Source organism: Bradyrhizobium roseum (genome assembly GCF_030413175.1).
Lineage (GTDB): Bacteria > Pseudomonadota > Alphaproteobacteria > Rhizobiales > Xanthobacteraceae > Bradyrhizobium > Bradyrhizobium roseum.
In genome coordinates this window covers 1,938,753-1,962,335 of sequence record NZ_CP129212.1, presented here as the reverse complement: position 1 = coordinate 1,962,335, position 23,583 = coordinate 1,938,753, and the positions used below count along the sequence as shown (strand labels likewise).

Sequence of the window (23,583 nt, the reverse complement as noted above, 5' to 3'; positions counted from 1 at the left end):
ATGAGCCAGTATGTGCTGCGTCGTCTGCTGATCGCGGTGCCGAGCCTGCTCGGCATCTCGCTGGTGCTGTTCATCGTGCTGGCGCTGGCGCCCGGCGATCCCTTCAGCGAACTCGCGACCAATCCGAACGTGCCGCCCGAAGTCGCCGCCTCGCTTCGCGCCAAGTTCGGCCTCGACGACCCGATCTACCTGCGTTACCTGCACTGGATCACGGCCATGCTGCACGGCGACTGGGGATTTTCCTTTGTCAGCCGGATGAACGTCGACACGCTGATCCTGCAGCGCCTGCCGGCGACGCTCTATATCATCGGCTCGGCGCAAATATTGGCGCTGTGCATCGCGATCCCGGTCGGCGTCTTCGCCGCGACCCGGCCCTACTCGATCTTCGACCAGGTCGCCAACACGCTCGCCTTCATCGGCTTTTCGCTGCCGACCTTCTTCACCGGCCTGCTGTTCATTTTGCTGTTTTCGATCACGCTCGACTGGCTGCCGTTCGTCTACACGTCAGACATCAAGGCGACCGGATTCCGCTGGGTGGTCGAACAGGTTCGGCAGGCCATCATGCCGGTGATGGTGCTCGGTTTGTTTCAGGCGGCCTCAATGACCCGCTTCGTGCGTTCGGCGATGCTGGACGTGATCCGTCTGGATTACGTCACCACGGCCCGCGCCAAAGGCCTCGGGCAGCCCCGGGTGATCATCAAGCATGCGATGCGCAACGCGCTGATCCCGGTGGTCACGCTGGTGGCGCTGCAGATGCCGGCGGTGTTCGGCGGCGCCATCGTCACCGAGCAGATCTTCCGCATTCCGGGCATCGGCTCGCTCTTGATCTCCTCCATCCTCTCCAACGACACGCCGGTGGTGATGGCGGTGACTTTCGTCTTCGCCTGTCTCGTCGTGCTTTTCAATCTCATCGCGGATGTACTTTATGGCTGGCTTGACCCTCGCATCTCCCTCCGCTGAGCGGCGGCCGGCCTGGTCGCCCTGGCGCGAGACCTGGCGGCGCTATCGCCGGCATAAGATGGCCGTGGTCAGCGCGGTGCTGCTGCTGGTCCTGATGCTGGCCGTCGTGTTCGGCCCCTTCGTCTGGCGCGTCAGCATCAATGACATCGACTTCAACGCCCGCCTCGAAGGCCCCTCGCTGGCCCACCCCTTCGGCACCGACGATCTCGGCCAGGACATCCTCGCCCGCATGATCTATGGCGGGCGCATCTCGCTCGCGGTTGGCCTCGCCGCGATGGCCGTCGCCGTCATCATCGGCACGCTGATCGGTGCGCTCGCCGGCATGTCGCGCGGCGCGCTCGGGCATGGCCTGATGTGGCTGACCGATCTGTTCCTCTCGCTGCCGCAACTGCCGCTGCTGCTGCTGCTGATCTACCTGTTTCGCGACGGGCTGAAGGCGGTGTTCGGGCCCGAGGGCGGCATCTTCATCCTGATCGTGCTCGTGATCGGCGGCCTGCGCTGGATGCCGGTGGCTCGCCTGGTGCGTGCCCAATTCCTCTCGCTGCGCGAAAAGGAATTTGTCGAGGCCGCCCGCGCGCTCGGCGCCAGTCCGCTGCGGCAGGTGGTGCGCCATATCCTGCCCAACGCGCTGGGGCCGGTGATCATCGCCGGCACCATCGACGTCGCGGCTGCCATCATCGCGGAGTCGACCCTGTCGTTCCTCGGCCTCGGCTTCCCGCCCGACACCCCGACCTGGGGCCGGCTGTTGTTCGACGCCAAGGACTTTCTCGACATCGCCGCGCATTGGGCGCTTTTTCCGGGCGGCGCGATCTTCGTCGCCGTCGTCGCCATCAATTTCATCGGCGACGGCATGCGCGACGCGCTCGATGCGCGGCGGGTGATCTGATATGGCGCCGCTGCTCGAGATCAAGGGCCTGAAGACCCACTTCTCCACCGACGACGGCATGCTGCAGGCGGTCGACGGCGTCGATATCTCGCTCAACAAGGGCGAGACGCTGTGCGTGGTCGGGGAATCCGGCTGCGGCAAGACCGTCACGGCGATGTCGATCCTGAAACTGATCGCGATGCCGCCCGGCCGCATCGTCGCAGGCGAAATCCTGTTCGAGGGCCGCGACCTGGTGCCGCTCAGCAGCCACGAACTGGACGATATCAGGGCCAAGCAGATCGGGTTCATTTTCCAGGAGCCGATGACGTCGCTCAACCCGGTGCTTTCGGTCGGCGAGCAGGTCGCCGAAGTCCTGCGTCGCCATGAGGGCCTCTCGCACAAGGAGGCACTTGCCCGCACCGTGGAGATGTTCAAGCTGGTGCAGATTCCGAATGCCGCCGGCCGCGTGCACGATTATCCACACCAGTTCTCCGGCGGCATGCGCCAGCGCGTCATGATCGCGATGGCGCTGGCCTGCAAGCCAAAGCTCGTGATCGCCGACGAACCGACCACCGCGCTCGACGTCACCATCCAGGCGCAGATCCTCGATCTCTTGCAGGACATGAAGGATCGCTTCGGCATGGCGGTGATGCTGATCACGCATGCGATGGGCGTGGTGGCGGAGACCGCGCAGCGCGTCGTCGTCATGTATGCCGGCAAGGTGGTCGAAGAGGCCGATGTCGACAGCCTGTTCGCAAACCCGAGCCATCCTTACACGCAGGGCCTGATCCGTTCGATCCCGCGCATCGACCTCGACAGCGCGCAGAAGACCCGGCTGGAAGCGATCGGCGGCTCGGTGCCGATCCTGATCAACCCCGCGCCCGGCTGCCGCTTCGCGCCGCGCTGCCGATTTGCCTTCGCGCGCTGCGCGGAAGAAGAACCGCTGCTGCGCGAGGTCGCACCGGGCCATCGCATGGCCTGCCACCTCGGCGAGACGCAGGGAGCGCACGCATGAGCGAACCCCTGCTGAAGGTTACCGGGCTGAAGAAGCATTTTGCCGTCAAGGGCGGCTTGCTGTCACGCGAGGTCGGACGCGTGCACGCCGTCGACGGCGTGTCGTTTGCGGTCGATCGCGGCGAGACGCTCGGGCTGGTCGGCGAGTCCGGATGCGGAAAGTCCACCACGGCGCGCTGCGTGCTGCGGCTGGTCGAACCCAGCGACGGCGAGATCATGTTTGACGGCCGCGACATGCTTGGCCTGTCCGGCGGCGACCTGCGCGCCATGCGGCGCGACATGCAGATCGTGTTTCAGGACCCGTTCGCCTCGCTCAATCCGCGCATGACCGTCGGCGCGATCCTCGGCGAAGCCTTTACCATCCACGCGCTCACTTCTTCAGCAAGCGAGCGCGATGATCGCGTGGCGAGCCTGCTGGTCAAGGTCGGGCTCAAGGCCGAGCACATGCGCCGCTATCCGCATGAGTTCTCGGGCGGCCAACGCCAGCGCATCGTGATCGCGCGCGCGCTCGCGGTGGAACCGAAATTCATCGTGTGCGACGAGCCGGTCTCCGCGCTCGACGTGTCGATCCAGGCGCAGGTCATCAATCTGCTGGAAGATTTGCAGGCCGAACTGAACCTGACCTATCTGTTCGTCGCCCACGACCTCTCGGTGGTCGAGCATATCTCCGACCGCGTGGCGGTGATGTATCTCGGGCGCATCGTCGAACTCGCCAGCGCGAGCGACCTGTATCGTCGCCCGCAGCATCCCTACACCCAGGCGCTGCTATCGGCCGTGCCGGTGCCGGACCCGAGGGCGAAGCGCAAGCGTATCCGCCTGCAGGGCGACGTGCCGAGCCCGATGAACCCGCCGCGCGGCTGTCACTTCCACACCCGCTGCCCGATCGCCGAGCCGCGCTGCCGTGAAACCGCGCCCGAGTTGAAACAAGGCAGCGACGGACATTTCGTGGCGTGTCATCTGGCGTGAAACGCGGCACATTCCGCGTAGACCATCGCCGCATGCCGGGCGACACGGCGTCGTGAAATAAGGCATCAAATACGGCGGCCCCGCCGCGGCTGCGGTTAAACCGTTCTTGCCGGGGCGGGGCCGAAATTGGATCGTCGCATTATCTCGCGTGAACGCCGTTTTTGCGAATGATGTCAGAGAGCTGGGACAGCAGCTCCCGGAGCCGGGCGTTCTCTTCGATCAGCGAGTGGGCTTCGTCGGTCGGTTCGTGGCGGCGAAGGGCGGGCTCGTCGCCCCGCAGGGCATTCTCAAGCAGTGAAAAAGCGTCGTCGGTCGGTTCCTGTACCCAAAATGAGGGTTCTGCGCGTCGGTCTCGCTTATTTAGCTGCGGATGGTCTACTCGCATGATGATACTCCAATTTTGAAATGCGTAACGAGCCCCCAGTCGCGTTGTCGCGCGCGGAGAATGGGGTGAGTCGGCGGGCAATTTTGCGACTAAAATTGGAAGCGTGCGGCAGCGACCCCGGCGCCAAAGCGGCGTGATTGCGGCAAACCTTGAGAAATCCTTGATCGGCGCCACAGCCCGCGCGTGCGCTTTGTGGCGCTTTCGAGTGAAGCGTGCCGCTGAGCAGGCGTCCCTTCGCGTCAGGAAAACGCGTCAAAACAACAATCTAGACCCGGTTACGATTCCAGCGAGGGCGCTAGAGAAACGTGGCCAGCTGGTAAAGTGCGTAAAGAACCTCAAGCCCCATGAGAAGGAGCGCTGCGATCATCAAATAATAGCCAACGTGCATGCCGGATCTGAAACCAATGCCTCTTGCGGCCTGCGCCGAACTGACGGCAGGCCGTAAACCAAACTCGGTACGCGCCGAAAAGGCCAAAGCCTCCGGCGAACGATGCGTCGGTAACTGAAAATGAAAAGGCCTCCGCCGCCGCGGAAGTGATGCCTTTGTCGCGAGCCCCTTCTTGAACGGAGGTCTCTGCTCGACGCAGCTCGTCCTGCTCACACACCGTGGAAAATCTTGATTCCCCACAGAACGATGACGATGGCCAGTACCAGCGTAGCCGCCGTCAGTACACTTTCTAAGGAAGCGACTCTCATACTCACTCTCCGCTTCCCAGCCCCGCCAACGGTCTAGGCGATTCGTTGATTCACAGGCAATCGCATGATCACAATGCTTTGAACGTTGCCTCGGGGTTGTGTTTTACGGGTCACACATCTGGGGTTGGCGGCGCATCGCTGGGCCCATGACGGCATGACCGCGCCACGATTGGCGCGGAACACACCGGTTTGTCGACGGCTTCTGTGGCGAAGAATCTACTCGCCAGCGCTTGCCGGCGCGTAGGAGCGGGCCGGTACCGCGGCCATCCGCCGCTGTTCGGCGTGCGCGGCCAGCCGGTCGTACTCTTCCGCCACCTTGAGCAGCCGCCCCTGGTCCTTGACGGCATTCGCGGCTAATGCCCGCGTCTGTTCTGCGCGCTTGCGCCAATGATCCGCATTGGTCAGGAAATCCGTCATCGATACGCCCCTAAATAACTTTGCACGCTCCCCAGCCGCGCGGACGCCAGAATGGTTCGCGATACGTCAAAAATTTGGCCCAATTCGATCTGCCGTGTGACTCCCGCGGTGTGTGACCTTTTGGCCGAGCCTCACCTCGGTTTCTTTTCCGACGCAAATTTGCCGTCGACTCAATGGAGGAATGTTCTCCGAACCAACGCCCGGGCCACCTTGTGAACAGGAATGTGTCATGAGTATCGAATACAAGCCGCACGACAGCCAGGCCCGCCGTGATACGCATCGTAATGTCGAACAGGCAGACAACGTCGTGCAGCTGCGTGAAGACAACAGCGCGCGCGAAACCATCCTGGCGCCGCCGCCGGTCGACGAACTTCTCATTGCCCTGTCGCCCCTGCTCGACGAAGTCGACGGACTTCGCGACGACGAAGCGCCGCAGGCAGCCGACAACATTCCGGTGCTGCTCGAAGAAAACGCGAGGCTTCGCAAGCTCGCCGTCAAGCTGTCTAATCTGCTCGGCGATCTTCCCGAGCGGAGCGCCTGAGATTTTCAGCCGTTATAGGCGAACAGCTCGATCGGATCGTTGAAGCCGCGGACCGGATATTCGCCGACGCGCTCGAGCGCAAACTCGCTGCCGACGGAGTCGGCGAAGGCGCGGGACAGCAGCACCGGTTTTCCCAACTGCTTGGTGAGCGCCTCGAGGCGCGACGCCATGTTGACGGCTGGACCGATCACCGTGAAATCGAGCCGGGCGCGCGATCCGATATTGCCGTACATGACGTCGCCGACATGGACGCCGATGCCGTAATTCAGCGGTGCGCGGCCGGTGTCGCCGTTGCTTTCGTTCAGCGCCGTCATGGCCTGACGGGCCTCCGTCACGGCACGCAGCAGGTTCGCACAAGCCTGCGGTTCGCTGAGCGGAAAAATCGCGAGCAGGCCGTCGCCAATGAATTTCAGGATTTCGCCGCCGTGCCGCGCGATCGGCTCCGACATCGCATCGAAATAGCCGTTGAGGAGATCGATGACGTCGTCGCGCGGCCAGTTGTCGGAAATCGCGGTGAAGCCGCGCAGGTCACAGATCATGATGGCGGCGCGCACCGTCGTGCCGCTGCCGCGCCGGGTGGCGCCGGCCAGGATAAGTTCGCTGGCATGGGAGCCGACATAGGTTTCGAGCAGCGTTCGCGCCAACCGGTTCTTCATGCGGATTTCGCTGACCAGCGCGAGAACCGGCAACAGGTTTGACAGCGTGGCGATATGCTCCTCCTCGAAACCGCCGGGCCGGTCGGTCGCGAAGGTGACGAGATGACGCTTGCCGAGGGTGTGGTACAGCGGCCAAGCCACGTAGTCGGTCAGGCCCTTCGCCCGCATCTCGTCAAACACCGCGTGCTTGCGGCCCGTCGCAGGATCGCGTTCGAGATTCTCGCGCACCTCGGTCGCGCCCTCATGAATCTCGTTGGCTGGACTGCCGATATATTCGGAGCGCTCCCCGACGTCGTAGTCGACCCGCGCGATCTCGGCCTCGCGCATCCCGTCCTCCCACAAGATCCTCGCGCCGAGCCATTGCGGGTGATGGATCAACAGATGAAGCGACGCCCGCTTGATGGGGATACCCGCCTGCTGCAGCCGGATGCACAGTTCGGCGAAGATATTGTCGATGAAACGCTCGTCGCGCGTGCCATTGGTCAGCCAGTGCACGAGGTCGTTGTCACGATGCGCAGCGTCGGCATCGAGGGTGGGCGCATCCATTCTTGAAGCTCCTGGGCCGTGACCTCGATCATGACGCGATTTGACGACATCACATCATGATCTCATGTCTTTGTTTGAGCCTGATCTTTTCGGAAAACCGGGCTCCACTTTTCCGGATCATACTCTCAACCGACGGTACAGGGTTATGTTGTATCCCTGCCCGGCGGCGTCAATGGCAGCAACCCATCGCTCAAATTGTCATCAGGACGGGCTGCCGTTTCCGACCAGCACGAACGGCGCCCAGGCGCTGGGATGGGCGTTCGCGCCCCCCTTGGCCGCAAGCGCCGCGATCGAGCGGCGCAGCGCCTCGGCCGGACCGATACCGGATTGTGACGCCATGGCGCCGATGGCCCCGGTAGTAATGTAGACCGCGGCGTCCGAATTGACCGGCCAATGCGACACCAGCAGCGCGCGCGAACCGGCATAGAAGAACGCCCGTGCGAGGCCGGAAAAGGCTTCGGAGTTCGCCGCATCGCCGCCGGCCGTGTTGCAGGCCGACAGCACCACCCAGTCGGCATTGAGCTTGAGCTGCGAAATCTCAGATGAAGAGAGATAGCCGTCATCGGCGGGCGTAGCGGCGGCCGGCGGCGTCATCACCAGCCCAGGCTCGATCGAGCCGCGCACCTGCCCCGACAGCGCCCCATGCGTCGCAAAATGAAGCATGCGGTATTGATTGAGACGGCCGCTGTCGCTCAGCGATTTGATGGTGGTTTCGCTCGCGTCCTTGCCGAGATAGACATCGCCCCTGGCTGGCGTAAAACTATTAGAGACCATGCACAATTCGAGGGCGGTTTCAGGCAATGGCGCGAGATGCTTGAGCTGCTCGATATCGGCGGTGCCGCCCGTAAGCCTCTCGATCGAACGCCGCCCGCGCTGGACAACTTCGCTCATTCGCGGCTCCGCACTTCCACCACAGCTCTGACGAAGCCGGGCCTGCGCAGCGCGCTCGGTATCGAACGTGCTTTTGGCATTTCCGCTCAACAGCGGATTGCCAAAGCCTGCGAACGGCTTCGGCGCCTTGCTGCGCTGTGCGACCTGACGCAGCGCCTTGAGGCTGGAAACCGATGGCAGCACGGTCGTCGCAAAACGTTTGACCAGCCACGGCGCCTTGGTGAGATCGCCCTCTGGCGCAGGCTTTTCAGTCAGCAGAACCTGGAACGGCAGCGTGGCCAGCGGGCCCGATGGGACGAGGATCAATTCCTTGCCGTCGATCTCCTTCTCGACCGGCGCGAGCAGCGCCTGATAGAGGCCGGACGCCCGCTCCAGATCGAACGGCAATGGATCGGCGCCGGAAGGCGCACGGTCGCGGCCGAGTTTTTCGGCGCAGGCGCGATCCCGGTCCAACCACGCCTCCCCATCGAGGCCGCAGCGCAGAATGTTGACCGTCTCCGCCAGTTGCTTGGCGCCGATCGGTGCGGCGTGCCAGCGGACGTCAGTGCGCGTGATCGTCCAGACAAAGGTGAAGCGCGCCGTCGTCGTAAACAGCAGCAGCGCCTCATTCGGGCCTAGCCGCTTCTGAGCCTCTTCAATCGAAACCGGGTTCCTGGTGACGAGCCCGGCATAGTCGGGAAATTGCGTCGCGATCGAACGATCGAGCTCGCCGATCCGGTTTGCGATATCGGACGCCTTTGTCCGAAGCGCCTGCTCCGTGGGCGGATTGCGCGCGGCATTCGACTGCGACATCAAAGCGATGAGTTGCTTGTCGACGGCCAGCGCCTGCTCGCCAAGATCCTGCCGCGCGCGAACGCGCGCCGGCAGATCGCCGCTACCGGCAGCAACCCGCGCCGACATCCCCGCTATCGCCTTTGCCGCCTGTTCGTCGCCGGTCCATTGCGCGGCCTCGAACGCGCGCGCCCGCAACGCAGCGGCATTCCGGCTATCGGACTCCGCGAGCTGAAAGGCAGCGACGATCGATCCCGGGAATGGGTTGGTCGCGCCGTAGGCCTTGAGATCGGCCGACTGTCCCTCGCCGGCCTCCGCGCTGCCGCGGCCGAGCAGAATGGCCGACGCCCGGACGAACGCATCATACGCCGGCTGCCATTCCTTCGAATCCAGATAGTGGGCGCCGAGATTATTCAAGCTGTTGGCGACGTCCGGATGCGCTTCGCCAAGCGCGCTCAGGCGAACCTCCAATGCGCGTTTCAGCAACGGTTCGGCTTCGCCGGCCCTCCCGGTGCTGTCCAGCACAACGGCCAGATTATTGAGGCTGCTCGCCACCATCGGGTGAAGCTTGCCGAGCGCCTGCTCGCGGATGGCCAGCGAGCGGCGCGCCAGGCTTTCCGCTTCGCTGGCGCGGTTATCGTCGCCGATCAACACCACGAGATTGTCGAGCGAGACCGCGACATCGAGGTGGTTCGGACCGAGGCTTTTTTCGCGAATGGCCAGCGATTTGCGAAACAGCGCCTCCGCTTCCTTCTTGCGGTCCGCGCGAGCACTTGCGTCGGCGAGATTGTTCAGGGCGATCGCGATATTCGGGTGATCCGGCCCGAATGCCTTTTCCTGGATCGTCAGCGCGCGAAGCAGCAGGCCTTCGGCTTCCGTGATCCGGCCTTGGCGCGTGAACACGAGCGCGAGGTTGTTGAGGCTGGCGGCGACATCGGCATGATCGGGTCCAAGCGCTTTTTCCCGGATGGCCAGCGTGCGCCGCGACAACTGCTCGGCCTCCTGCAGCTTCCCCTGCTGGCGTCGCAGTTCTCCAAGATTGTTCAGCGTGGCCGCGACATAGACGCTGTCGCGGCCATGTTGTTTTTCCTGCAGGCCGAGCGCTTCCAGAAACCGCTCCTCGGCGAGTTGCAGCCGGCCTTGCGTCCGGTGGATCTCCGCGATGTTGCTGAGGGCGACCGGGATCATCATATCCGCCTGCCCCGGCGACTTCCTGAAAGCGTCCAGCGCGCGGCTGTAGATGTCGAGCGCCTCTTCCTCCCGCAGCTGGCGGTGACGGAGATTGCCGAGCGGCATGCGCGCCAGCGCCGTGGTCAGGTGGTCGGGACCGAGGGCTTTTTCATCGATGGCGATCGCGCGCAGCATATCGCGTTCGGCGTCCTTCAACCGGTTCTGGCCGAGCGCGATCTGGCCGAGCGTGGCGAGAACAGCGGCAACGTCGGGGTGATCGGCGCCGAGCGTCTTCTCGCGGATCGCAAGCGCCCGTCGCAGAACCTTTTCGGCTTCAGTGGCTTCGCCCTGGGCCTGCAGCGCCTGGCCAAGGACGATGAGGGTCATGGCCGTCAAGGGCGATTGCGGACCGGATGCGCGCTCGGCATCCGTCGCCAGCTTGCGCGCCAGGCCGACGGCTTCGCCGTAGCGCCCCTCCTGCGCCAGCCCCGTGATGCGGCGCATCAGCGTCAGCATGTCCTGCGAATTGGACTGCCCGAGAGACGTAGCGACGCTCGCAAGCAGGGTCGTCACGATGAGCCCCACCGCAAATACCCGCCGAAATACCCGCATTTTGCCGTCGCTCCGATACGCCATCACGCGGCCTGCTATCGCGGCGCTATGGGGCGGCAACAAGGCGACAGTCCGGCTCTGGCGCCGGCGACGACGCGGCCTATATCAGCACTGTCATACCTCATTCATGCGTTTGGCCCTTGCTGAAATCCGCTGCGATCTTCCTGGCATTGATGCTTTTCCCGATCGGCCTGTCCGCTGGGCGCTACTGGCTGGGGGAATCCCGGGGCAACTGGCAGACGGCCGACCGTTCCAGCGCGGGCCTGTTGCCGCTGCCGTCGCAGCATACAGAGGCGATCATCCGGGTGTACGGCGCGCGCACGGTGCGATGGAAGGCGATATTCGCCATCCACACCTGGATCGTCGTCAAGGAAGCCAACGCTTCGACGTATACGCGTTATGATTATACCGCCTGGGGCGAACCCATTCGCACCAATGGGTTTGCAGCCGACGCGCGCTGGTTTGGCGCCGTCCCCGAGACCATCGCCGCCGTCGACGGTCCGGAAGCGAACCGTCTGATTCCAAAGATCCGCCATGTCGTCGAGAACTACAAGTTCCGCGCCTACGGCGACTACAACGCGTGGCCGGGGCCGAACTCCAATACGTTTGTGCAGGCCGTGCTGGATGCGGTTCCCGAACTCAAGACCGTGCTGCCGCCGACCGCGATCGGCAAGGACTTTCCCTATCGCGGCGAGTGGTTCGGCCTGACGCCGTCAGGCACCGGCGCCTACGCTTCTGCGGGAGGCTACCTCGGCCTTACCATCGGATGGGTCGAAGGCCTGGAGATCAATTTCCTGGGCGCGGTGCTGGGGCTCGACATTCGTCGCCCCGCGCTGAAACTTCCGGGCATCGGCCGGTTGGGATTGACGGCCGGAATCTGACCGGCTGCCCCGCGGGCGATGGCCTTTCCCCGGCCGACCGGGAGCCCTAATCTGCGCGCCAAGAAAATTCGGGTGGAAATCAATGGCGACGATCAAGACAGTCGAGAGCGGGCTTTTTCGCATCCCGCTGACAGTCACCCTCTCCGACAGCACGCATGGCGAAATCGCGGCCTTTGAACTGGTGACATGCCGCATTCGCGATGCCGACGGGGCGGAAGGCACCGGCTACACCTACACCGTGGGCCGCAATGGCGGTGCGATCGCCGATATCCTCCGGCGCGAGATCCCCGAGCTGATCGAAGGCCGGGAGGCCGACGACACCGAGGCGATCTGGAACCATGTGTGGTGGGCCCTGCATTATGGCGGGCGCGGCGGGCCGCCGGTGCTGGCGCTCTCGGCGCTCGATATCGCCTTGTGGGACCTGAAGGCGCGGCGCGCCAATCTCCCGCTGTTTCGTCTGCTCGGCGGCTTCAACGCCCGCGTACCCTGCTATGCCGGCGGCATCGACCTCGATCTTTCCGTCGAGGCATTGCTGAGGCAAACCGACGACAATCTCGCCAAGGGCTTTCGCGCCATCAAGATGAAGGTGGGCCGGCCGGATCTCGCCGCCGACGTCGCGCGGGTGCAGGCGATGCGGAAACATCTCGGCGACGGCTTTCCGCTGATGGCCGATGCCAACATGAAATGGACGGTCGAGGAAGCCATCCGCGCCGCGCGCGCCCTGCAGCCGTTCGACCTCACCTGGCTGGAAGAGCCGATCATTCCCGACGACATCGCCGGCCATGTCCGCATCATGGCGGCCGGCGGCGTGCCGATCGCGGCCGGTGAGAATTTACGCACGCTGTGGGAATTCAAGAACTACATCGCGGCCGGCGCGGTGTCCTATCCGGAGCCCGACGTTACCGATTGCGGCGGCGTCACCGGCTTCATGAAGGTCGCGCGGCTCGCCGAAGCCTTCAACCTGCCGGTCACCAGCCACGGCGCGCACGACATCACGGTTCACCTGCTCGCTGCCTGCTCCAACCGTTCCTACCTCGAGGCGCACGGCTTTGGGCTGGATCGCTATATCGAGCACCCGCTCGTGCTCGATCAGGGCATGGCGCTGGCGCCGCTGCGGCCCGGGCATGGGATTACCTTCGACTGGAACGGACTGGCGCGGCTCGCGCGATAAAGCTAGCGGGCGCGTCACCACTGTGTTCCGATCTCAACAAGGCATCGCAGCGAACTGGAAAAATGTCTCTCGGCCGCAACACTGTCGCTGTTCCTGCGCTGGAACAGAAATTATGACTCCAGTATCCCGGCCGCGTGGCGCAGTATCTTCGCATTGCCGGCGGATCGGACGTTTCATAACCAACCAGTTGATCCCTAAGAGGCCGCGGTGCGAAAATGCCTGCGGCCTCTTTCTCCCGCTTTCATTGCAAGAATAGGAATTTCGAATGCCCTATTCGATTTTTGCCCGCGACGGCACCAGCCGCATCGTCCTGAAGCGAACAAGCCGCGAGGCCGCCGAAAAGAAGGCCCGCGAACTGGCCGAGCTGGGCTGGTTCGAAGTCCAGATCGCAGAGGAAGCGCTAATGGAAGAAGCGCCGCGCGCAGCGAACAGGTTTTGCACCGGCGATGCCGACGGCGCTGCACGCCTCTGATCTCGCCGCTACTTGGCCCCGGCCTTCTCCAGGATCGCAACCATGTCGCGGTAGCCGCGGCTGCGCGCGAGCGCGAGCGGCGTCGCGCCGTTGCCATCGGGAATATTGACGTTGGCGCCGGCCTCGACCAGCGCACGCAGGGTTTCGGTGTGGTTGCCGCCGCCGTCGCCGAGCACGATCGATTCGATCAGCGCGGTCCATTTCAGATTGTTGACGTGATCGAGCGGCGCACCGGCGGCGATCAGCGTCCGCACGATCTCGGCGTGGCCGAGATGCGCCGCCGCGATCAGCGCCGTGCCATCGTAGACGCTGGTGACCGCCTTCGGGTTACCGCCGCCTTCCAGCGCGATCTTGAGCATCGGCACGTCATTGGCGACCGCGGCGATGGTGATGATGTCATAGCGGTCGATTTCGAGCTGGTTCGGATCGGCGCCGAGCCGCATCAGCGCGCGCGCCGCTTCGTGCCGCTTTTGGTAGACCGCGACATGCAGGGGCGTGCGACGACGCGCATCAACCGCCTCCTTGTTGTCGCCGACCGCGATCCGCGCTTCGATATCGGCGACATCGCCCCGGGCCGCGGCGGCATGCAGCCCGCCATAGGCGCGCAGTTCGGCCTCAAGCGGGGCGACCTGCGCCGATGCGGGCGCCATGGTCAGGGGCACAGCCACAAGTGCCGCGATGGCATGCATCGGAAAAACGCCAGGCCACCGCCATGAGCCGCGGGAACCCGGCGGTTTGGCCTTGCGTTCGATACGCGCGCGCAAGGAAGCCTCAAGCGTTTGGCCCGGCGGTTGAATGGACGGCGTTTTCCAGAACGGGTCGGATGAGAGGCACATGGGGTTCATTTCACCTTTAGAGGAAGCCCTGCCACCGCCAGCGTCACTTCGTCGGCCACGGCGGCGATCCACTGGTTGAGAATACCCGCGGCGTCGCGAAATTCTCGCGCCAACGCATTCTCCGGCACGATGCCGGCGCCGACCTCGTTGGTGACCAGGATCACCGGATCGGTCTGCGCGGGAAGCGCTGCAACCAGCGCGCGGCCGGCGGCCTGCCAGTCGTGGCCGCCCAGCATCACGTTGGTCAGCCACAACGTCAGGCAATCGACCAGGCGCGGCCCCTGCCCGTCGGTTACCGCCAGCGCGCCGGTCAGATCGAGCGGCTCGGCATGGGTGCGCCAGTTGTCTCCGCGCCGCGCCTGATGCGCCGCGATCCGTGCCGCCATTTCGCCATCGCGCGCCTCGGCCGTGGCGATGTAGATAGCGCGGGGTGCAAAGCTGAGTGCGCGCGCCTCGGCGATCGCGCTCTTGCCCGAACGCGCGCCGCCCGTCACGAGAACTGTTCTGCCCATGGCCCCTCTTGTTCTTCTCGAAGCAGAAACCATTGACGCCTGAAAGACAACAGCCGCCTGACGGGTGATCCTATCGCTGCAGACGCCGCCAGCCGATCACAACGCCACTCAGCGAGACGATCAATCCCAGCAGCGAAAGCAACCACACCACGGCATCCCATGCCGGGCGGTAGCCAAGCAGCAGCGCGAAATCAAGACTGTGCAGCGCATTGAACAGCCAGCGGTAGGTCCGGCGGCTGTCGTCGGTGCGCCCCAGAATATCGCCGGTCACGGGATCAATATGAAACCAGCTGTGCGCGGCGTCGTCAAAACCCGCCCGCAGCACCGGCAGCTGCCGTTGCTGGTGGTGCGAATACCAGTAGGCGTCGGGCTGGTCCAGCCGCAGCCGCATCGTCATGATATCGTCTGGCATTAGTCGCCGCGCGGCTTCGAAAATCCGTTCTTCCGGCACCTGAGTTACGATGCCCGTTTCCGGATCGAGCGTGCAACGTCCGCCGTCGCGGCCGGTCAGTGCCACGAGCGGCTTGCCTCCGAGCCAGACGAAACGAGCCTCGACGGCGGCAGGTCCGTCCGGCTTCGGCCCTGACAGAAACCCGGCAGGCATGTGCGGAGCCTCGCTGCCGCCATAGCGCACCGCCATCTCGCGCGCCATTCCGCGCCCGGCAAGGAAATCGCCGGGATTGAGCGACAGCCAGCCGCTGAACATCCAGGTCACGACGAAGACACCGCCGATCAGTCCGGCAATGTGATGCCAGGCCATCCAGCCACGATACGGCGTGACCGCACCGCCTCGGTAGCGGCGACGCAACCGCAGCCGCAAAATGCCGACCCAGAACCCGGTGACGGCCGCCACCATGCAGATGCCGGAAATCCAAAGCACCACCTGTCGCCAGGTCGCGCCGTCCTTGCGCAGGATCGTCGGATAGATCCAATGCGGGATCGATCCGAGCCAGTTCCAGATCCGCTCCGTCCGCGTGGTGTCGAGCGCGATCTCGCCGGTGCGCGAGGAGACGTAGAGTTGCGTCCCGCCGGGGTCTGCGAGCGAAATCAGGTAGAGCGGCCGCAACGGGTCGAAGCGCGCGGTGACGCTCCATTGATCGCGCTCCACCGTCTCGATGATCTCAGGATTCACGGCGTTGGGATAAAGCCGGGCGGCCGCCACCGCCTGCTCGGGCGTGATGCGGTCGATGACGCGGCCATCGGCCGCCGATACGGTCTTGCGCGCGCCATCCCAGCCGAGCAACCGGTATACCGGCTCGTCGTTCAGCATCGCGAGCCGCAGATCACGTGGATAGTGCGTGAAGCCTGCGACTTCCATCGCCCGATTCGGGGTCAGTTGCATCTTGTCCCATGCGATCGGCGGCAGTGCCGCCCAGCGCTCGGCATCGGTGAACTGCGGAAACGCCACATACATCATGACGAGGCCGGAGAGGAACCATATCGCAAACAGCACGCAGGTGCCGATGCCGATCCAGCGATGGACGACATAGAGCCATCGCCGCGCCCGTCGCATGGTCCGCCGCATCGTCAGAACCTGACGTTGAGAGAGAGCTCGGCCGTGCGCGGCATGCCCAGCAGCCACTGCGTGGTGTTGCCGGATGTGGCATAGACCGTGTCGAACAGGTTGTAGACCCGCAGGGCCATGGTGGTCTTCGCATCCGGCTTCCACTGCAACCCGCCATTGACCACGGTATAGGCTGGACGCGCCAGCGTGTTGGCGTTGTCGGCGAAGGTTCGGCCGACGATCTGAACGCCGCCATTGACGGACCATTGCGGCGCGAATGCCCAGGTCAGCCAAACATTCGATACCTGCTGCGGGACATTGACGGGAACGTTGCCGGCGAAATTGACGGCAGCGCCATTCACCGACTGGACGAAGTCATCGTATTTTGCGCGCAGCCAGGCCGTGTTGGCGTCGATGCGCCAGCCATGATCGAGCACCAGCCCGATCGACGCTTCGACGCCGCGCGACGATTGCTGGCCGATCTGCTGGGTCAACGCCGGATTGCTGGGATCGCGTGCCAGCAGGTTGTTCTTCACGATGTGATAGCCAGCGAACGTCCACTCGCCGCGGCCCTGCCAGAACGATTGCTTGATCCCGACCTCGGCCTGCTTGCCGGTGGATAGCTGAAAATCCTTCTGCGTGGTCGCCAGCGTGATCAGACTGCCGACCGGATCGACCGCCGTCGAATATTGTCCGTACAGCGCGATATCCTTGACCAGATTATACACCGCGCCGGCGCGCCAGCTCGTCGCCGAGAACGACTTTTCAAAACCGTTTGCCGGCGTGATCAGGTCGGTGCGGTTGACGACCGGCTGGTCCTGGCGCACGCCGAAGACCAGCGATAGCTGATCGGTCACCGACAGCCGGTCCTCGGCGAACACGGCATACTGGCTGGTGACGGTGCTGAAGGACGGGACGGTGGGGATCGGGCTCAGAAACACGCCGGGATCGAACGAATAGGGATTGACCGACGAGGCGCCGCTATAGGGCGAGTTGTTCGTGTGGGTGAAATCGATCCGGTTGACGTCGAAACCTGCAACGAACTCGTTCTTCATCCCCAGCACATGGCCGCGAAAGGTCGCGTCCATCCGGTTGCCGATCTGCTGCTGGTTGTGAAATATCTCGATATAGGAACTGCGGTCGATCAGGCCCGTGGTCTTGTTCCAGGCGTAGCTTTCGACATTGCGCCAGTGACGCTGGCTGTTCAGGTAGTACAGCGCATTGTGGACCGTGATGCTGTCGCTGACCTGCCATTCTGTCTTCAGCTGATTCCAGCTGTCGCGGTAGCGGATGCTGCTGTCGCCGACATTGTAGTTCTTGAACCGCAGGGACTCGTCGAGCCGCCCGTTGATCAACGGCGTGCCGAAATAGCGCGACGGACTGCGATCGCCGTAATCGGTGGACAGCGTCCATGCCAGCGTCTCCGAGGCCTGCACGCGAACCGCGGCAGAGACCGCAGCGTTGGACGTCTTGTCGCGATCGACCCAACCATCCGACATGTTGCCGATGGCGGTCACGCGATAGGCGACGTCCTTGTTGATCGGGCCGCCGCTGTCGACCGCGAGTCGTTTGGTCATGTTGCTGTCGACAGACACTTCCGCCTCGTTGCGCTGGACGGTGAGTGGCATCTTCGAGATCACATTGATCGCGCCCCCGACGGCCCCCTCGCCGTACATCACCGACGCCGGCCCGCGCAGCACTTCGATGCGTTGCGCCGACCAGGTGTCGAACGGGAACGTCAGGGTGCCCGCGCCGACATAAAGCCGCGTGCCGTCGTAGAGCGTCATCACCGTCGAATTGCCGGTGAAGCCGCGGGTGTTGAAGGAGAGCCCGCCATTGCCGGGCGCGGGACTGGCGGTGAAGCCGGTCGCGTTCTGGGTGACGGCGGCGATCACGCTGTGCTGGCCGCGTTCGGCCATGGTCTCGGCGTTGATGATTTCAACGCTGGCCGGCGTCTGCAGCCGCGTCAGGTTGAGACGGCTGCCGCTGCCTGCCGTCTGGTTCAACGTCAGCGGGGGCGCGGCCGGTGCGGTCGGAACAATTGTCGATGGTGTCGCCGCCGCCGTGCGCTTCCTGCCGCCACGGGTTGAACGGCCGGCACTCGCGCTGCTGCTGGACTGGTGCGCGGTGACCGTGCGCGTCGGCGTCGTCACGACGACCGGATCGAGCGTCCGGCTCGCTTGCGGCGTGCTCTGCGTCCACGCGTCGAGCGGCCAGAGAATGGAGGAGAGAGCAATAGAATACAAAAAAAAGGTGCGTTGCGACGCACGGCGGGAGACGGAGTTCATAGTTCGACTCGCGGCTAACGTGGCACGTCACCGCGAACGAAGTCTCCCCGCAGCCCGCTTGCCGGGCCAAGGTTCGGCTACCATCAGGACACCCCGCCCAATGTGCTCGCGTGTGACCACGACCGGCGGCAGGTCTCCTGGCTCGCGGGTCGCTGCCTTCCGTCGCCTTCCCGGGTTTGATCCCAGTGGCAATTGACGAAAGGCTCGCCGCTTACAGTTGCGGGGGCAGCCGCGGAATCGAGACCTCGTTCAAAGAACCGTTGTTCAAAGAACTGCCCTCACCGCATTCCCTTTTGATCCCCGAAGGGGAACCGTCGCGGCGAGACTAAGAACAGTTGATCCGCGGAGTCAATCGTATCTGCGCGCGCATCCAACGCGAGACTGCACCGGATGCGTGTTCGATCGCGTGGGCTTGTCAGCAGGCGTCGCTTCGCCAATAAACCCGATAGCTGCAACGGAGATGCGTAAAACAATGGGCGGAGCCGGCATCATGCTGCTCGCATTGGCGACCGACGCAGTCCTCGGCTGGCCATCGGCGATCCACGCCCGGATCGGGCATCCCGTCACATGGATCGGGGCGCTGACGGCCGTGCTGGACCAGACCTTCAACCGCGCGGACGGCACCGCCGCCATGCGGCGCGGCGCTGGAATCGGTGTGGCAATTGCCATCATCACGCTTGCGGCGGGCGTGGGCTGGGCCTGTGCGGCCATGTTGCCCGGCGGATGGCCGGGCTTGGTCCTCACCGCAATTTTGGCCTGGCCGCTTGTCGCCGCGCGCTCGATGCACGACCATGTCGATGCCGTGGCGCGGCCGTTGATGTCGGGCGATCTGCCGGCGGCACGACAGGCGGTCGCCATGATCGTCGGACGCGATCCGTCGCAGCTCGATGCGGCCGGCATCGCGAGGGCTGCGACCGAGAGCCTCGCCGAAAACACCTCCGATGGAATCGTGGCACCGCTGTTCTGGGGCGCAATCCTCGGTCTTCCGGGCATTGCGGCCTACAAGGCGATCAACACGCTGGACTCCATGATCGGCCATCGCACCCCAAGGCATGAAGCTTTCGGCTGGGCGGCGGCGCGTATCGATGATGTCGCGAACCTGATTCCGGCGCGGCTGACGGGGTTGTTGTTCGCGATCGTTTCCGTTCGCCCTCGCCTGGCGCTGGCGACAATGTGGCGCGATGCGCACCATCACCGTTCACCCAACGCCGGCTGGCCGGAAGCCGCGATGGCCGGTGCACTCGGTGTTCGGCTGTCCGGCCCCCGCATCTACGGAGGTCAGCTCGCGCAGGAACCCTGGCTGAACGGCGAAGCCCCCGATCCTTCAGCCGCAGATTTGAACCGCGCCCTTGCGCTTTATCGCCGGGCCATGCTTGTGCTGGCCGCGGGGCTTGCGCTTCTCGCGCTGCTCTGACGACCCGACAGGAGGACCAAATTCGCGACCACGGCGGCGATATCGACACGGCGCAGGCGCGCGTCGGCGGTACGGACTGGATCGACCTGTCCACCGGCATCAATCGCGTGCCCTATCCGCTGCCGTCGTTGCCGCAGGAGGTGTGGACCGCGCTCCCGACCGTTGCGGCGACGGCGCGTCTGCTGACGGCCGCCGGTGGGGCCTATCAGTCGCAAGCGCCGATCCTCGCGGTCGCCGGCGCGCAGGCGGCGATCCAGATGATCCCGCGACTTTCTGCGCCGGCACGCGCGCGCATCCTGACCCCCACTTACAACGAACACAGCGCCGCGTTTCGCAACGCCGGCTGGCAGGTCGACGAGGTGGCGACGCTTGCCGCACTCGAAGGCGCCGATCTCGCGGTTGTGGTCAACCCCAACAATCCCGATGGTCGCAAGCATGCGCCGGAAGATCTGCTGCGATTGACGACGCGAGTCGAAAGGCTGGTGGTCGACGAGAGCTTCGCCGACGCCTGGCCCGATCTTTCGCTGGCTCCCAGGGCCGGACAAGGGCGGCTGGTCGTGCTGCGCTCGTTCGGAAAGTTCTACGGCCTCGCCGGCGTGCGACTGGGGTTCATCCTCGGTTCGAAAACCGACGTCGCTGCGCTTGCCGAAATAGCCGGCCCGTGGCCGGTGTCCGGCCCGGCCATCGCCGTCGGCACGGCGGCATTGTCGGATCGTTCCTGGGCCGAGGCCACCGTGGCGCGGCTGCGCGCCGATGCCGCGCACCTCGATCGCCTCGCGCAATCAGCCAACTGGAAATGTGTGGGAGGAACCGACCTGTTCCGGCTATACGACACGCCAAACGCATTGGCCGCGCGAGAAAAATTGGCCCAACACCAAATCTGGACGCGCATGTTCCCTTATTCCGATCGCTGGCTCAGGCTTGGCCTGCCCGGGCAACCGACGGAATGGGATCGGCTGGCTGCGGCGTTGCGGGACTGAACCGATGGAGTTCACCACAGCCGACTCGGAGACATTGGCGCGGATTTTCCGCTGGCGCCGCGACGTGCGTCATTTCCGGACCACACCGATTGATGAAGACGTGCTCGATCGGCTGCGTCACGCCATGGACTGCGCGCCGTCGGTCGGAAACGCCAGACCGTGGCGTGTCGTCCGCATCAACGATCCCGCCTTGCGCGCCGGCGTGCGCGCCAATTTCAATCTCTGCAATGCCGCAGCCGCCACCGACTACAAGGACGAACAGCACCGGGAATATCTGCGCTTGAAACTCGCCGGCCTCGACGCCGCGCCGGTACAGCTTGCCGTGTTTACGCTGATCGATCCGGCCGAGGGCCACGGCCTCGGCCGCCGCACGCAGCCGGAAACGCTGCGGCAGTCGACGGCGATGGCAATCCACACGCTCTGGCTCGCAGCGCGCGCCGAAAATATCGGCGTCGGCATGGTCTCGATCCTCGATCCCCGCGCGATCGAGCGCCTGCTCGACGTGCCGGAGGGCTGGGAACTATCGGCTTATCTGTGTTTGGGTCATGCCGCGTTCATGGATGATACGCCGCTGCTGCATCGCGCCGGCTGGCAGGAGAATTTTCCGACCGAATGGGACGTGCGGTGAATTGAACGCCATCCGCAACGCTGTGCAGGTGAACCGATCCCAATCGCCGCAAGCCACGGCAACTCGTCAGCGAGCCACACCCAGCAAGCCGTCGACGTCCAGATGCGCCTCGAGATGCCCGGCCAGCCGATCCAGCGTTTCCTCGACACCGGCGGCGTAGGATGTGGCGGATGGCGCCGCGCCGAGTTGCTTGAGAAACGCCTGGCGAAAGCTGTCGCCGGAGAACATGCCGTGGAGGTAGCTGCCCATCACACGGCCGTTGGCCGAGACCGCGCCTTCAGGTTCGCCTGCCACATGCGCAAATGGACGCGCGCGCGCTTCGCCTGATGTCTGGCCGATGTGGATCTCGTATCCCCTGATCGGCGCGCCGGATGCCGCGTGCGTGGCTTCGGTACGTGTCAGGCGCTTGTCCGCGGTCATGACGGTGTCGACCTTCAGCAGGCCGAGACCGACGGTGTCGCCGGCCGGGCCCTCGATTCCGTCGGGGTCGCTGATGGTTTGGCCCAGCATCTGATAGCCGCCGCAGATGCCGAGCACATGACCGCCGCGGCGGACATGTGCGGCAAGATCGATGTCCCAACCCTGCGCGCGCAGAAAATCCAGATCGCCGCGGGTTGATTTCGATCCCGGCAAAATCACCAGATCGGTATCGCCGGGAATCGCTTCGCCCTGGCGCACCATGGTGAGGCTGACGCCGGGTTCCTGCGACAGCGGATCGAGATCGTCGAAATTGGCGATCCGGGAAAACTGCAGCGCGGCGACGCGAAAGCCGCCGGCGCCGCCGCCGCGCGGCAGATCGAGCGCGTCCTCCGCCGGCAGCCGCGCCGCGTCCGGAAAGAACGGCAGCACGCCGAACCCACGCCATCTGGTTCGCTCGGCGATGAACGTGTAGCCATCGTCGAACAATCTGACATCGCCGCGGAACTTGTTGATCACGAATCCCTCGATCATCGCAGCATCCGCGGGATCGATCACCACTTGCGTCCCGACGATCTGCGCGATCACCCCGCCCCGCTCGATATCGCCCGCCAGCACCACGGGCACGTTGGCCGCCCGCGCAAAACCCATATTGGCGATGTCGCGGGGACGCAGGTTGACTTCAGCCGGACTTCCGGCGCCCTCGACGATGACAAGATCGACAGCGCGCTTCAGGCGATCAAAACTTTCCAGCACCGGCGCCATGAGTTTCGGCTTCAGCGCCGAATATTCGCGCGCCCGCACCGCCGTCAGCCGGCGTCCCTGCACGATCACCTGCGAGCCCATCTCGCTTTCCGGCTTGAGCAGGATCGGATTCATGTCGGTGTGCGGCTCGATCCCGCAGGCCAGCGCCTGCAGCGCCTGCGCGCGCCCGATCTCGCCGCCGTCCGCCGTGACCGCCGCGTTGTTGGACATGTTCTGCGGCTTGAAGGGCGCGACCTTGAGACCGCGTATTCTCGCGGCGCGGCACAGCCCTGCCACCAGCAGCGACTTGCCCACATTGGAGCCCGCGCCCTGGATCATCAGCGCGCGCATGGGATCAGAACTCGACGCCCGGCTGGGCCTTGATGCCGGACCGGAACGGATGCTTGACCAGCGTCATCTCGGTGACGAGGTCGGCAATCCCCATGAGTTCTTCCTTGGCATTGCGGCCGGTCAAAACCACGTGTGTGAGCGGCGGCTTCTCTTCCTGCAAAAAGGTCACGATCTCTGCGACGTCGAGATAGTCGTAGCGCAGCGCGATGTTGATTTCGTCGAGCAGCACCAGCCGAATGTCCGGGTTTCGGATCAGTTCCTTGGCCTTCTCCCAACCGGCCCGGGCGGCGGCAATGTCGCGGGCGCGATCCTGGGTTTCCCAGGTAAAGCCTTCGCCCATGGCGTAGAACTGGCAAAGCTGAGCGAAATGGCCGTCGATCAGACGGCGCTCGCCGGTGTCCCAGGCGCCCTTGATGAACTGCACCACGGCCGAGGGCATGCCATGGGCGATGCACCGCAGGATCATGCCGAAACCGGAAGACGACTTGCCCTTGCCGGCGCCGGTATGGACGATGATCAGGCCCTTCTCGCCCTGCTTGGTGGCCATGATCTTGTCACGCGCGACCTTCTTCTTGGCCATTCTGGCGGCATGGCGGTCGTCTTCGGTCTGCTCGGCGTCTTGGGTCATGGCACATTCTGTTGCTTGACAAGGAAGCTGATTATTCCGCATGTGAAGCAGCGTTGGTTCCTGTCTATGACAGGCGAAGAGGGAATGCGATAGGGGAAACCCCGAAGCGCAGCCGCCCCCGCGACCGTGACCGGATTAGGTCACTCCAGGCCACTGGCGATAACGCTGGGAAGGTGGAGTGACCGTTGGGGAAACCCTGAATCCGCAAGCCGGGAGACCTGCCAGCGCACTGACTGAACGGGCGGACGGGGTGTTCCGCGGCCGGTT

At 64.5% G+C, this 23,583-nt stretch carries 21 protein-coding genes and 2 riboswitches; of the genes, 11 read left to right on the top strand and 10 right to left on the bottom strand.

What is annotated here, in order from left to right; all coding sequences use genetic code 11:
* Genes QUH67_RS09250 through QUH67_RS09235 form a run of 4 tightly spaced genes read left to right on the top strand, consistent with a single transcriptional unit; the run spans position 1 to position 3,805 of the window.
* Positions 1–960, top strand: coding sequence for an ABC transporter permease (locus QUH67_RS09250; protein ID WP_300946368.1), 960 nt, complete (start codon positions 1–3; stop codon positions 958–960).
* Positions 926–1,846: an ABC transporter permease gene (locus tag QUH67_RS09245; RefSeq protein ID WP_300946367.1), complete on the top strand. Its 921-nt coding sequence runs from the start codon at positions 926–928 to the stop codon at positions 1,844–1,846. Before QUH67_RS09250 ends, QUH67_RS09245 begins: the two co-directional genes overlap by 35 nt.
* A 1-nt stretch (position 1,847) precedes the next feature.
* Positions 1,848–2,840, top strand: coding sequence for an ABC transporter ATP-binding protein (locus QUH67_RS09240; protein ID WP_300946366.1), 993 nt, complete (start codon positions 1,848–1,850; stop codon positions 2,838–2,840).
* Positions 2,837–3,805 (top strand): ABC transporter ATP-binding protein, encoded by a 969-nt coding sequence (locus QUH67_RS09235; protein ID WP_300946365.1) that lies wholly within the window; start codon positions 2,837–2,839, stop codon positions 3,803–3,805. Before QUH67_RS09240 ends, QUH67_RS09235 begins: the two co-directional genes overlap by 4 nt.
* Before the next feature lie 139 nt (positions 3,806–3,944).
* Here the strand turns inward: QUH67_RS09235 and QUH67_RS09230 are convergent, their stop codons facing one another.
* Positions 3,945–4,190 (bottom strand): hypothetical protein, encoded by a 246-nt coding sequence (locus QUH67_RS09230; protein WP_300946364.1) that lies wholly within the window; start codon positions 4,188–4,190, stop codon positions 3,945–3,947.
* 912 nt (positions 4,191–5,102) lie between these two features.
* A complete protein-coding gene (locus tag QUH67_RS09225; RefSeq protein ID WP_300946363.1) occupies positions 5,103–5,303 on the bottom strand; it encodes a hypothetical protein in 201 nt (66 codons plus the stop codon).
* A 229-nt stretch (positions 5,304–5,532) separates the two neighbouring features.
* Between QUH67_RS09225 and QUH67_RS09220 the strand changes: the two genes are divergently transcribed.
* Positions 5,533–5,844, top strand: a complete 312-nt coding sequence (locus QUH67_RS09220; RefSeq protein ID WP_300946362.1) for a hypothetical protein — start codon at positions 5,533–5,535, stop codon at positions 5,842–5,844.
* A 5-nt stretch (positions 5,845–5,849) separates the two neighbouring features.
* Here QUH67_RS09220 and QUH67_RS09215 read toward each other — a convergent pair whose 3' ends face one another.
* Entirely contained in the window at positions 5,850–7,046 is a 1,197-nt protein-coding gene (locus tag QUH67_RS09215; RefSeq protein ID WP_300946361.1) for an adenylate/guanylate cyclase domain-containing protein, read from the bottom strand.
* A gap of 201 nt (positions 7,047–7,247) precedes the next feature.
* Positions 7,248–10,451: a CHAT domain-containing protein gene (locus tag QUH67_RS09210; protein ID WP_300946360.1), complete on the bottom strand. Its 3,204-nt coding sequence runs from the start codon at positions 10,449–10,451 to the stop codon at positions 7,248–7,250.
* Positions 10,452–10,663: 212 nt separating this feature from the next.
* On the opposite strand from QUH67_RS09210, the gene QUH67_RS09205 reads away from it, so the two are divergent.
* The 3 genes from QUH67_RS09205 to QUH67_RS09195 all read left to right on the top strand — a co-directional run bounded on the left by QUH67_RS09205 (position 10,664) and on the right by QUH67_RS09195 (position 13,014).
* Positions 10,664–11,371 (top strand): DUF3750 domain-containing protein, encoded by a 708-nt coding sequence (locus QUH67_RS09205; RefSeq protein ID WP_300947985.1) that lies wholly within the window; start codon positions 10,664–10,666, stop codon positions 11,369–11,371.
* Between the two features lie 82 nt (positions 11,372–11,453).
* On the top strand, positions 11,454–12,542 hold the full coding sequence (locus QUH67_RS09200) for a mandelate racemase/muconate lactonizing enzyme family protein (RefSeq protein ID WP_300946359.1): 1,089 nt from the start codon (positions 11,454–11,456) through the stop codon (positions 12,540–12,542).
* 265 nt (positions 12,543–12,807) lie between these two features.
* Positions 12,808–13,014, top strand: a complete 207-nt coding sequence (locus QUH67_RS09195; protein ID WP_300946358.1) for a hypothetical protein — start codon at positions 12,808–12,810, stop codon at positions 13,012–13,014.
* Positions 13,015–13,022: 8 nt separating this feature from the next.
* On the opposite strand, the gene QUH67_RS09190 is transcribed toward QUH67_RS09195, so the two are convergent.
* The 4 genes from QUH67_RS09190 to QUH67_RS09175 all read right to left on the bottom strand — a co-directional run bounded on the left by QUH67_RS09190 (position 13,023) and on the right by QUH67_RS09175 (position 18,154).
* Entirely contained in the window at positions 13,023–13,703 is a 681-nt protein-coding gene (locus tag QUH67_RS09190; RefSeq protein ID WP_300946357.1) for an ankyrin repeat domain-containing protein, read from the bottom strand.
* Between the two features lie 152 nt (positions 13,704–13,855).
* Positions 13,856–14,362 carry a bifunctional adenosylcobinamide kinase/adenosylcobinamide-phosphate guanylyltransferase gene (gene cobU, locus QUH67_RS09185; RefSeq protein ID WP_300946356.1) on the bottom strand — a complete coding sequence of 169 codons (507 nt, stop codon included), beginning with the start codon at positions 14,360–14,362 and terminating at the stop codon, positions 13,856–13,858.
* Between the two features lie 70 nt (positions 14,363–14,432).
* Positions 14,433–15,887 carry a PepSY domain-containing protein gene (locus tag QUH67_RS09180; protein ID WP_300946355.1) on the bottom strand — a complete coding sequence of 485 codons (1,455 nt, stop codon included), beginning with the start codon at positions 15,885–15,887 and terminating at the stop codon, positions 14,433–14,435.
* 2 nt (positions 15,888–15,889) lie between these two features.
* A complete protein-coding gene (locus tag QUH67_RS09175) occupies positions 15,890–18,154 on the bottom strand; it encodes a TonB-dependent receptor (protein ID WP_407080418.1) in 2,265 nt (754 codons plus the stop codon).
* A 110-nt stretch (positions 18,155–18,264) separates the two neighbouring features.
* Positions 18,265–18,485, bottom strand: a riboswitch (cobalamin riboswitch).
* A 159-nt stretch (positions 18,486–18,644) separates the two neighbouring features.
* Between QUH67_RS09175 and cbiB the strand changes: the two genes are divergently transcribed.
* From cbiB to bluB, 3 genes are read left to right on the top strand one after another with little or no spacing between them, the layout of a single operon-like run.
* A complete protein-coding gene (gene cbiB, locus QUH67_RS09170; protein WP_300946353.1) occupies positions 18,645–19,568 on the top strand; it encodes an adenosylcobinamide-phosphate synthase CbiB in 924 nt (307 codons plus the stop codon).
* Between the two features lie 20 nt (positions 19,569–19,588).
* On the top strand, positions 19,589–20,548 hold the full coding sequence (gene cobD, locus QUH67_RS09165; RefSeq protein ID WP_300947984.1) for a threonine-phosphate decarboxylase CobD: 960 nt from the start codon (positions 19,589–19,591) through the stop codon (positions 20,546–20,548).
* A 4-nt stretch (positions 20,549–20,552) separates the two neighbouring features.
* Positions 20,553–21,176, top strand: a complete 624-nt coding sequence (bluB, locus tag QUH67_RS09160) for a 5,6-dimethylbenzimidazole synthase (RefSeq protein ID WP_300946352.1) — start codon at positions 20,553–20,555, stop codon at positions 21,174–21,176.
* A gap of 66 nt (positions 21,177–21,242) precedes the next feature.
* Here bluB and QUH67_RS09155 read toward each other — a convergent pair whose 3' ends face one another.
* Positions 21,243–22,688: a cobyric acid synthase gene (locus QUH67_RS09155; protein ID WP_300946351.1), complete on the bottom strand. Its 1,446-nt coding sequence runs from the start codon at positions 22,686–22,688 to the stop codon at positions 21,243–21,245.
* Positions 22,689–22,692: 4 nt separating this feature from the next.
* Complete coding sequence (gene cobO / locus QUH67_RS09150; RefSeq protein ID WP_300946350.1) at positions 22,693–23,316, bottom strand: cob(I)yrinic acid a,c-diamide adenosyltransferase; 624 nt, start codon at positions 23,314–23,316, stop codon at positions 22,693–22,695.
* A gap of 37 nt (positions 23,317–23,353) precedes the next feature.
* A riboswitch (cobalamin riboswitch) is annotated at positions 23,354–23,556 on the top strand.
* The last annotated feature ends 27 nt before the right edge of the window (positions 23,557–23,583 follow it).